The organism is Streptomyces sp. NPDC059649 (assembly GCF_042734445.1).
GTDB lineage: Bacteria > Actinomycetota > Actinomycetes > Streptomycetales > Streptomycetaceae > Streptomyces.
This window is the reverse complement of record NZ_JBHWDV010000107.1, coordinates 1-10,175: the sequence shown is the minus strand read 5'-3', so window position 1 is coordinate 10,175 and position 10,175 is coordinate 1. Positions and strand designations below refer to the sequence as shown.

The 10,175-nt window shown below is 72.0% G+C and carries 7 protein-coding genes; 5 read left to right on the top strand and 2 right to left on the bottom strand.

What is annotated here, in order from left to right; translation table 11 throughout:
• Positions 1-48: 48 nt before the first annotated feature.
• On the bottom strand, positions 49-645 hold the full coding sequence (locus ACFV1J_RS40015) for a biotin transporter BioY (RefSeq protein ID WP_385866885.1): 597 nt from the start codon (positions 643-645) through the stop codon (positions 49-51).
• A gap of 345 nt (positions 646-990) precedes the next feature.
• Between ACFV1J_RS40015 and ACFV1J_RS40010 the strand changes: the two genes are divergently transcribed.
• The 3 genes from ACFV1J_RS40010 to ACFV1J_RS40000 all read left to right on the top strand — a co-directional run bounded on the left by ACFV1J_RS40010 (position 991) and on the right by ACFV1J_RS40000 (position 5,006).
• Positions 991-2,436 carry an amino acid permease gene (locus ACFV1J_RS40010; protein ID WP_385866883.1) on the top strand — a complete coding sequence of 482 codons (1,446 nt, stop codon included), beginning with the start codon at positions 991-993 and terminating at the stop codon, positions 2,434-2,436.
• A 261-nt stretch (positions 2,437-2,697) separates the two neighbouring features.
• Entirely contained in the window at positions 2,698-4,137 is a 1,440-nt protein-coding gene (locus ACFV1J_RS40005; protein ID WP_385866880.1) for an amino acid permease, read from the top strand.
• A gap of 227 nt (positions 4,138-4,364) precedes the next feature.
• The gene (locus tag ACFV1J_RS40000; RefSeq protein WP_385866879.1) at positions 4,365-5,006 is read left to right on the top strand and encodes a superoxide dismutase; all 642 of its coding nucleotides are present in this window, start codon (positions 4,365-4,367) and stop codon (positions 5,004-5,006) included.
• A 196-nt stretch (positions 5,007-5,202) separates the two neighbouring features.
• Here ACFV1J_RS40000 and ACFV1J_RS39995 read toward each other — a convergent pair whose 3' ends face one another.
• Positions 5,203-5,784, bottom strand: a complete 582-nt coding sequence (locus ACFV1J_RS39995) for a disulfide bond formation protein DsbA (RefSeq protein ID WP_385866887.1) — start codon at positions 5,782-5,784, stop codon at positions 5,203-5,205.
• A gap of 185 nt (positions 5,785-5,969) precedes the next feature.
• Between ACFV1J_RS39995 and pepN the strand changes: the two genes are divergently transcribed.
• Positions 5,970-8,573, top strand: a complete 2,604-nt coding sequence (pepN, locus tag ACFV1J_RS39990) for an aminopeptidase N (RefSeq protein ID WP_385866876.1) — start codon at positions 5,970-5,972, stop codon at positions 8,571-8,573.
• Positions 8,574-8,697: 124 nt separating this feature from the next.
• On the top strand, positions 8,698-9,717 hold the full coding sequence (locus tag ACFV1J_RS39985) for a hypothetical protein (RefSeq protein ID WP_385866872.1): 1,020 nt from the start codon (positions 8,698-8,700) through the stop codon (positions 9,715-9,717).
• The last annotated feature ends 458 nt before the right edge of the window (positions 9,718-10,175 follow it).

The window sequence follows — 10,175 nt, the reverse complement described above, 5'->3', positions numbered from 1 at the left end:
CACCGGGATCGGTGCGGGCCCCGCCCTGTGCCGTCGTCCGGCCGGCGGTCAGTCGCGGCGGCCGGCGAGCTTCCAGGCGGTCGGCAGCGCGCCCATGGCCAGCGCGGCCTTGAGGGCGTCGCCGAACAGGAAGGGCACGAGGCCGACGGCGACGGCCTGGCCGAGCGACATGCCGGTGCTCAGCGCCAGGTAGGGCACGCCGAGGGCGTAGATCACGGCGGTGCCGGCGGCCATCGTGGCGGCGGTGCGCAGCGCCCCGCGGTCCCCGCCGCGCCGGGCCAGCGCCCCGGTCAGGCCGGCGGCGAGCAGCATGCCGACGATGTAGCCGAAGGTCGGGCTGGCGTAGCCGGCGGAGCCGCCCGCGAACCAGGGCATGCCGGCCATGCCCGCCAGGGCGTACAGGGCCAGGGAGAGCAGACCGCGGCGGGCGCCGAGCGCGGTGCCGACCAGGAGGGCGGCGAAGGTCTGGCCGGTGACCGGGACCGGGGAGCCGGGGACCGGGACGGCGATCTGGGCCGCGAGGCCGGTGAGCACGGCGCCGCCGGCGACCAGCGCGGCGTCGCGGACGCGGGCGCGGGAGGCGGTGGTGGCCGGCAGCAGATCGGCCAGGACCGTACCGGAACGGGTGAGGGCGGCGGTGCTCATCGGGACTCCGCGGGTGTGAGAGGGATCGGGACGGGTGGGGACGCGATGACGTTAGTCCAGCGGGCCGCCGGCGATCATCGTGTGACGGCGACAAAGCCGCGGTGGCCCGCTTGGAGACTTCCGAACAACCGCCAGAATGCCCGCCCCAGTTGGGGTGCGCGGTGTCTTTGCAGGTCACGTGATGCTCGTCACGGAGCGGGCGGCCGCCGGGCGCCGGTTTTGTGGTAGCGCGCGGCGTGCGGCGACACTGGTCCCGCCCCGCGGTGACCTGTGGAGTTCCCCCAAACCCGCCGGCGGCCCGGACCGTGTGCCCGGCCGCCTTCGCCCCTGTGAGAGTTACGCACCATGCACGAGACACCGACCACCGCCGGGCCGACCGCGTCCGGCGCGGGCGCCGGCGAGAAGGAGCCCCTGTCCGCCGGGCTCAAGCAGCGCCATCTGACGATGCTGGGGCTGGGCGGGGTGATCGGCGCGGGCCTGTTCGTGGGGTCCGGTGCGGGGATCGCGGTGGCCGGGCCGGGGATCGTGCTGTCGTACCTGATCGCGGGCTCGCTGGCGATGCTGGTCATGCGGATGCTCGGTGAGATGTCGGCGGCGATGCCGGCGTCGGGGGCGTTCTCGGTGCACGCGGAGCGGGCGCTGGGGCGCTGGGCCGGGTTCAGCGTGGGCTGGCTGTACTGGTTCCTGCTGGTGGTGGTGCTCGCCGTGGAGGCGACCGGCGCGGCGCAGATCGCGCACGGCTGGCTGCCGGCGGTGCCGCAGTGGGCCTGGGTACTGCTCTTCATGATCGTCTTCACCGTGGCGAACCTCGCCGCGGTGAAGAACTTCGGTGAGTTCGAGTTCTGGTTCGCGGCGCTGAAGGTCGGCGCGATCGTGCTGTTCCTGGGCCTGAGCCTGCTGGCGGTCTTCGGGGTGCTGCCCGGTACCGCGCCGGTGGGGACCGCGAACCTCACCGGGCAGGGCGGGTTCCTGCCGCACGGCTGGGCCGGGGTGGTCTCCGGGGTGCTGGCCGTGGTGTTCGCCTTCGGCGGGCTGGAGGTCGTCACCATCGCCGCGGCCGAGTCGGACGACCCGGCGCGGGCGGTGGGCCGGGCGGTGCGCAGCGCGGTGTGGCGGATCCTCCTCTTCTACGTGGGCTCGATGCTGGTGATCGTGGCGCTGCTGCCGTGGTCGTCGATGCGGCCGGGGCACAGCCCGTACGTGGCGGTGCTGGACCGCATCGGGGTGCCGGGCGCCGGGCAGATCATGAACGTGGTGGTGTTCGTGGCGCTGCTGTCGGCGCTGAACGCCAACCTCTACGGCTCGTCGCGGATGGTGTTCTCGCTGGCCGAGCGGGGCGAGGCGCCGCGCGGGTTGCTGGCGGTGTCGGGCGGAGGGGTGCCGCGCCGGGCCGTGCTGGCGTCGGTGGCGTTCGGCTTCGTGTCGGTGCTGCTGAATCTGAAGTGGCCGGATTCGGTCTTCCTCTACATGCTCAACGCGGTCGGTGCGGTGCTGCTGTTCGTGTGGGGGCTGATCGCCGTCTCCCAACTGCGGCTGCGCCGGCGGATCGAGCGCGAGGCGCCGCAGAAGCTGGTCCTGCGGATGTGGGCGTTCCCGTACCTGACGTGGGTGGCGCTGTTGGCCATGGGCGGGGTCGTGGTGTTGATGCTGACCGATGACACGGCCCGGCCGCAGCTGCTGTGGTCGGCCGGGGCGACCGCCGCGGTGCTGCTGGTGGCCGGCGGGCGGGAGCTGCGGGACCGGCGCCGGCGGGACCGGGCGGCCGGCGGCCGGGATCACCCGGCGTCGTGAACCGACGCTGATTCAGGCACGCACGGTGACGATCGCGTCTGAATACCGAACATTCGCTGCACGAGTGTTGCCCTGAGCGGACACCGGCACCCAGACTGAGCCCGCTTTGCCGAGGAACCCGGAGTTGAGCCGTCGGCGGCCCCTGCGCGCACGCCTGCCCCGGCAGCGGCCCGGGGCCCGGCAGCCCGTCGCGCCGGTCGCGGCACCGGGAGAACGCAGTAACGCTCTTGCTCCGCTCTCATCTACTGGGACAGGTACGACATGAATCGGACACCCTCGTCCGCCGCACCCGCGCGCGAGCAGACCGACCTGGCAGCGGGCGCCGACGGCGGCCCCTCGCTGTCCAACGGCCTCAAGCAGCGCCACCTTTCGATGATCGCCCTGGGCGGGGTGATCGGCGCCGGCCTCTTCGTCGGCTCCCGTGAGGGCATCGCGGCGGCCGGCCCCTCGATCGTGCTGGCCTACGCCGTCTCCGGCGCCCTGGTCATGCTGGTCATGCGGATGCTCGGCGAGATGGCCGCGGCCAACCCGGCTTCCGGCTCCTTCTCCGTGCACGCCGAGCGGTCGATCGGCTCCTGGGCCGGCTTCGCGGTGGGCTGGATGTTCACCGCGCTGCTGTGTGTGGCGGTGGCCGCCGAGGCGCTGGGCGCCGCGGACGTGATGCACCAGTGGTTCCCGTCCACCGAGCCGTGGATGTGGGTCCTGCTGTTCATGGTGATCTTCACCGGGACGAACCTGGCCGCGGTCTCCAACTTCGGTGAGTTCGAGTTCTGGTTCGCCGCCCTGAAGGTCGCCGCGATCGGCATCTTCCTGGTCCTGGGCGTGCTGGCGATCCTCGGCGTGCTGCCCGGCACCCAGGCGCCCGGTGCCTCGCACCTCACCGGTGACGGCGGCTTCCTGCCCAAGGGCGTGGACGGCCTGATGGTCGGTCTGCTGGCGTCGGTGTTCGCGTACGGCGGTCTGGAGACGGTGACCATCGCGGCCGCCGAGTCCAAGGACCCGGTGCGCGGGGTGGCCCGCGCGGTGCGCACCGCGATGTGGCGGATCGCCCTGTTCTACGTCGGTTCGATGGCCGTCATCGTCACCGTCATCCCGTGGAGCGCCCCGTCGATCGCCAAGTCCGGCCCGTACGTGGCGGTCCTGGACTACCTGAAGATCCCGGCGGCCGGCCAGATCATGAACGTGGTCATCCTGGTGGCGCTGCTGTCCGCGGTGAACGCCAACATCTACGGCTCCTCGCGGATGGCGTACTCGCTGATCTCCCGCGGCCAGGGCCCGGCCGTGCTGGGCAAGGTCAGCAGCGGGGTGCCGCGCCGCGCGGTGCTGCTGTGCTCGGCGTTCGGCTTCCTCGCGGTGCTGTTCAGCTTCCTGTGGCCGACCACGGTCTTCCAGTGGCTGCTGAACATGGTCGGCGCGGCCGTCCTGGTGGTGTGGGGCTTCATCGCCGTCGCCCAGCTGCGGATGCGCCGCCAACTGGAGCGGGAGGCGCCGGAGAAGCTCGTGGTGAAGATGTGGGCCTTCCCGGTGCTGACGTGGGTGGCGCTGGCGGGCATCGTCGCCGTGCTGCTGCTGATGCTGCGGGACGAGAACCAGCGCATCCAGCTGCTGTTCACCGGCGGCTTCGCGGTCGTACTGATCCTGATCGGGCTGCTGCGGCAGCAGGCGCTCGGCGCCAAGCAGACCGGGCCGTCCGACCACTAGCCGGCGGCGGCCGGCGCACCGGCCGCGCACCGGCGCTCCTCCCGACGTCCCCGAGGCGGGGCGGGACCTCCATACGAGGTCCCGCCCCGCCTTACGTCTTTCGGTACCGGGCCGGTGCCCGTACCGGGCCGGTCCCCGCACCGGACCGTGGATCACTCCTGCTGATAGCGTGCTCTTGCACATTGATTGCAACTACTGCACTCACGCAGCTTGGAGGCGGGATCGGCATGGCTACCTACACACTTCCTGAACTTCCGTACGACTACGCGGCGTTGGCGCCGGTCATCAGCCCCGAGATCATCGAGCTGCACCACGACAAGCACCACGCGGCCTACGTCAAGGGCGCGAACGACACCCTGGAGCAGCTCGCCGAGGCCCGCGACAAGGACCAGTGGGGCAGCATCAACGGCCTGGAGAAGAACCTCGCGTTCCACCTCTCCGGCCACATCCTGCACAGCATCTACTGGCACAACATGAGCGGTGACGGCGGCGGTGAGCCGCTGGAGACGGACGGCGTGGGCGAGCTGGCCGACGCGATCGCCGAGTCCTTCGGCTCGTTCGCCAAGTTCAAGGCGCAGCTGTCGAAGGCCGCGGCGACCACCCAGGGCTCCGGCTGGGGCGTGCTGGCCTACGAGCCGGTCACCGGCCGGCTGATCGTCGAGCAGGTCTACGACCACCAGGGCAACGTCGGCCAGGGCTCGGTCCCGATCCTGGTCTTCGACGCCTGGGAGCACGCGTTCTACCTGCAGTACAAGAACCAGAAGGTGGACTTCATCGAGGCCATGTGGCGGGTCGTGAACTGGCAGGACGTCGCCAAGCGGTACCGCTCCGCTCGGGAGCGCGCCACCAACCTGCTGCTGGCGCCGTAACGCCTTACAGGCTCCCGCCTCGTGATCGTCTTCTCACCCTTCGCGTGGCGGGCGGAAAAAGGGACGGCCCCGCGAGGACGTGACTCGCGGGGCCGTTCACCGTTGTGCAATACGTTCGCCCTGCTAGCGCGGGGGTGCCCCGATCGGACCCTGAGTTCGGGTGCGGTTGACCTCATCCGCTCCGCGCAAGCGGAGGTCAGTCAAAGCTGGGCGGCGCCGTCCGCGTCCGCTTGATCTCGTAGAAGCCGGGGATGGACGCCACCATCAGCGTGCCGTCCCACAGCTTCGCGGCCTCCTCGCCCTTGGGGGCCGGGGTGACGACCGGCCCGAAGAAGGCGATCTGCTCGCCGTCGGAGCCGGGAACGGCGATGACCGGGGTGCCGACCTCCTGGCCGACCAGGTCGATGCCCGCCTTGTGGGAGGCGCGCAGCTCCTTGTCGTAGGTGTCCTTCTCGGCGTACTCGATCAGCTCGGCGGGCAGGCCCGCGTCGTCGAGGGCCGCGGCGATGCTCTCGGACGTCACGCCGAGGCCCTCGTTGTGGAAGCGGGTGCCGAGCGCGGTGTAGAGCCTGCCGACGGCCTCGTCGCCGTGCAGCTGCTGCACGGCGATCACCACGCGGACCGGGCCCCACGCCTTGCCGCCGGGGCGCATGTTCTCGGCGTACTCCTCGGGCAGCGTGTCGAGCTTGTCCTCGTTGAGGACCGCCAGGCTCATCACGTGCCACCGCACCTCCACCGGGCGGACCTTCTCCACCTCCAGCATCCAGCGGGAGGTCATCCAGGCCCAGGGGCACAGCGGGTCGAACCAGAAGTCGGCTGGGGTCTTGGGGGTGTCGGACACGTCGTCGTCTCCTCGTGAGAGCGGTATGCATCTGTGGTGTTGCCGCGGACGGTTCAACCGCGGGGAGGCGTGCCATGATTCCCCGTGTTCGATATTCGAGACGAGGACGAGGGAGTCACGTCGTGCCAGGTGAGAATCTGTCCCGGGACGAGGCACGTCAGCGGGGCCGGCTGCTGAGCGTCGACGCCTACGACGTGGCGCTGGACGTCCGCTCAGCGGTGGCCGAGGGGGACGCCGCGGCCACGTTCCGCTCACACACGACGATCCGCTTCCGCTGCGCCGAGCCCGGCGCCGGCACCTTCGCCGACCTGCTGGCGCCGGAGGTCACCTCGGTCACCCTCAACGGCCGGGAGCTGGACCCCGCCGAGGTCTTCGACGGCACCCGGATCACGCTGGACGGCCTGGCCGCCGAGAACACCCTCGTCGTCGACGCGCGGTGCGCCTACAGCCGGACCGGCGAGGGCCTGCACCGCTTCGTGGACCCCGAGGACGGCGAGGTCTACCTCTACACCCAGTACGAACCGGCCGACGCCCGCCGGGTCTTCGCCAATTTCGAACAGCCGGACCTGAAGGCGCCGTTCACCTTCGAGGTGGCCGCCCCCGAGGGGTGGGTGGTGCTGAGCAACGGCGCGCAGGAGGGCGAGGCCGAGCAAGGGGTGCACCGGTTCGCCACGACCAAGCCGATCTCCACGTACATCACGGCCGTGGTCGCCGGGCCGTACCACTACGTCTCCGACACCTATCGCCGCACCTTCGACGGGGGCACCGAGCTGGAGATCCCGCTGGGCGCGCTCTGCCGCAAGGGCCTGGCCAAGCACTTCGACGCGGAAGACGTCTTCACCGTCACCAAGCAGGGCCTGGACTTCTTCCACGACCACTTCGACTACCCGTACCCGTTCGGCAAGTACGACACCGCGTTCGTGCCCGAGTACAACCTCGGCGCGATGGAGAACCCGGGCTGTGTCACCTTCCGCGAGGAGTTCATCTTCCGCGGCAAGGTCACCGAGGCGTCCTACGAGCGGCGGGCCAACGTCATCCTGCACGAGATGGCGCACATGTGGTTCGGCGACCTGGTGACCATGCAGTGGTGGGACGACCTGTGGCTCAAGGAGTCCTACGCGGACTTCATGGGCGCCTTCGCGCTGGTGGCGGCCACCCGCTTCACGAACGGCTGGATCACCTTCGCCAACCGCCGCAAGGCCTGGGCGTACCGCGCCGACCAGCTGCCGTCCACCCACCCGGTCACCGCCGACATCCGTGACCTGGAGGACGCCAAGCTCAACTTCGACGGCATCACGTACGCCAAGGGCGCCGCGGTGCTCAAGCAGCTGGTGGCGTACGTGGGGCAGGAGGCGTTCCTGGAGGGCGCCCGGCGCTACTTCAAACGGCACGCCTACGGCAACACCCGGCTCGCGGACCTGCTGGCCGTACTGGAGGAGACCTCGGGCCGGGACATGGCGGCCTGGTCGCGGGCCTGGCTGGAGACCGCGGGCGTCAACTCCCTCACTCCGGAGGTGAGTTACGACGCCGAGGGGCGGATCGCGGAGCTGGCCGTCCACCAGGAGGCGGCGCCCGAGCAGCCCGAGCTGCGGCCGCACCGGGTCGCGGTGGGCCTCTACCGCCGGCAGGACGCCTCGTCCGGGAGCGGCCACCCGGCGCTGGTGCGGTACGCCCGGGCCGAGGTCGACGTCGCCGGGCCGCGGACGGCCGTACCGGAACTGGCCGGCGCCGAGCGGCCCGAGCTGGTCCTGGTCAACGACGACGACCTGACGTACTGCAAGGTCCGGTTCGACGCGGACTCGCTGGCGACCCTGCGGGACCGGCTCGACGAGCTGACCGACCCGATGGCGCGGGCGCTGTGCTGGGCGGCGCTGTGGGGGCTGACCCGCGACGGGCTGCTGCCGGCCCGGGACTACCTCGGCCTGGTGCGGCGGTTCGCCGGCCGGGAGACCGACATCGGCGTACTGCAGTCGCTGCACGGGCAGGCCCAGGCGGCGCTGGAGCAGTACACCGCACCGGACCACAAGGAGGCCGCCGGGCGCGAGCTGGCCGAGGGCGCGCTGGCGGAGCTCCGGCGGGCCGAGCCGGGCAGCGGCCACCAGCTGTCCTGGGTGCGGCACTTCGCCGCGGTGGCCGCCGCGCCCGCGGACCTCGCGCTGCTGCAGGGGCTGCTCGACGGCACCGAGACGATCGACGGGCTGGAGGTGGACCAGGAGCTGCGCTGGGCACTCCTGGCGCCACTGGCCGCGCACGGGGTGGCGGACGAGGCGGTGATCGCCGCGGAGCTGGCGCGGGACGACACCGCGTCGGGCAAGCGCCACCAGGTGCGGTGCCTGGCGGCCCGGCCGTCGGCGGAGGTCAAGGAGCAGGCGTGGGCGGACGTGGTGGAGTCCGACGCGCTGTCCAACGCGCTGGTCGAGGCGACCATCGCCGGGTTCGCGCAGCCGGACCAGCGGGAGCTGCTGGCGCCGTTCGCACCGCGCTACTTCGCCGCGATCGAGCGGGTGTGGCGCGAGCGGTCCATCGAGATCGCGATGGACGTGGTGCGCGGGCTGTTCCCGGCGTGGCTGGTGGAACACGGCACGCTGGAGGCGGCGGACGACTGGCTGGAGGGGCATCCGCAGGCCGCGCCCGCGCTGCGCCGGATCGTGCTGGAGGAGCGGGACGATCTGGCCCGGGCGCTGCGCGCACAGGCTTGTGACGAGGCGGCCGGGGCGAGGCCGTAACCTCCCTGCCGACCAGCCCGTTTCGGCAGTCGAACGCCCGTACTTTAGCCCAGGATTGTCCGGTTCCTGGCACGGGCGTGTAACAGCGGTTAGGGGGTGGAGCGGGCGCGGGAATCGCCACGGCATGAACCACGACACCCCGCTCTCCCCCCTTCCCCTCCGTCATCTCTCCGATGCCCGCTGCAAGGTGCTGACGACCCGCCAGCTCCGTGAGCACGGTGTACCACCGGCCGAGACGACCGAGCGCTGCCGGCCCGGCGGCTGCTGGCAGCAGCTGCTCCCCGGTGTCTACCTGCTCCACCCCGGACCGCCCACCAGCGAGGAACGGCTGCACGCGGTGCTGCTGTACGCCAGTCACCGGGGGCCGACGGTGCCCCGACAACCCTCCGCCGAGACCCCCGTCGAGGCGATGATCACCGGCCTGGCGGCGCTCGCCCTGCACGGCTTCTCGGAGACGCCGCCGCTGCTCGCCCTGGACCGCATCGAGGTGCTGATCGCCCGCACCCGGCGGCTGCGCTCGACCGGCTTCGCACAGGTCGTCCGGGCCGTGGAGCTGCCGGTGCCGCAACAGATCACCGGCGTGCCGACCGCCCCGGTGGCGCGCGCCCTGGCCGACGCGGTCGCCGGGCTCACCGACGCCTCGGCGGTGCGCCGGCTGCTGACCGAGGCGGTGCGCGGCGGGCACTGCGAGGCGCCGGTGGTGGTGCGTGAGCTGAGCCGGGCCCGGCTGCTGACCCGGCCGCACGTGGTCGACGCGGTCGACACCCTGCTCGCCGAGGGCCGGGCGCAGGCCGAGCAGCGGCTGTACGCGATGGTGCGCGACCACGAACTGCCGGACCCGCTGTGGAACGTGGATCTGCGGCTGCCGGGCGGACCGCACCTGGGCGGCGTGGACGCCTTCTGGCCGGAGCACGGGCTGGCCCTGGAGATCGACACCCGCGCCCCGCGCCCCGAGGAGGACCCGCTGCACTCCGCGTTCGACCACAAGCGTCAGCACCTGGAGCGCCTCGGCATCACCGTCGTCCGCTGCCTCCCCCGCACCCTCCGCGAGACCCCCGCCCACCAGGCCGCCATCATCCGCACGGCCCTCATGGCCGCCCCGGACCGCGCCCCCATCGCCTACGTGGTGGCACTGCCCCGCTGAGGTGGTGGCATTGCCCCGCTGAGGCGACGGCTCCCTGTAGCCCCCCGTCCTGGTACGGCCCCGGTTCGGCTCCGGTACGACGCCCAGTCCGGCCGCGGTCCGCTCGGCTCCTGTGGCCGCGCTGGGCCCCACGCGGGAGCCGGCCCCTCGGTTCGTCCCCGGACCTGGCCCGAGCCCGGGGCCAGCCCTCGGCTTGTCCCCCGCCCCCGGTTCGTCCCCGAAACCCCGCTTCCAGACCCCGCCCCATTGCTCAGCCCCGGTACGCCCCCGGTCCGCCCCGGGAATACCCGCCCCGCCGCGCCTCGTTGTGGCCCCGTAGGGGGTGCTCGCGTCCCCTACGGGATCCGTTCGACCAGGCCCTAGTACTGCAACCGCATGTGGTGTAACCGTGCGGGCCGGGGCTCGTTGGTGTGACTGTGTGAGAAGTCGCTGACGGTTGAGCAGATCGAGTCGTGGTC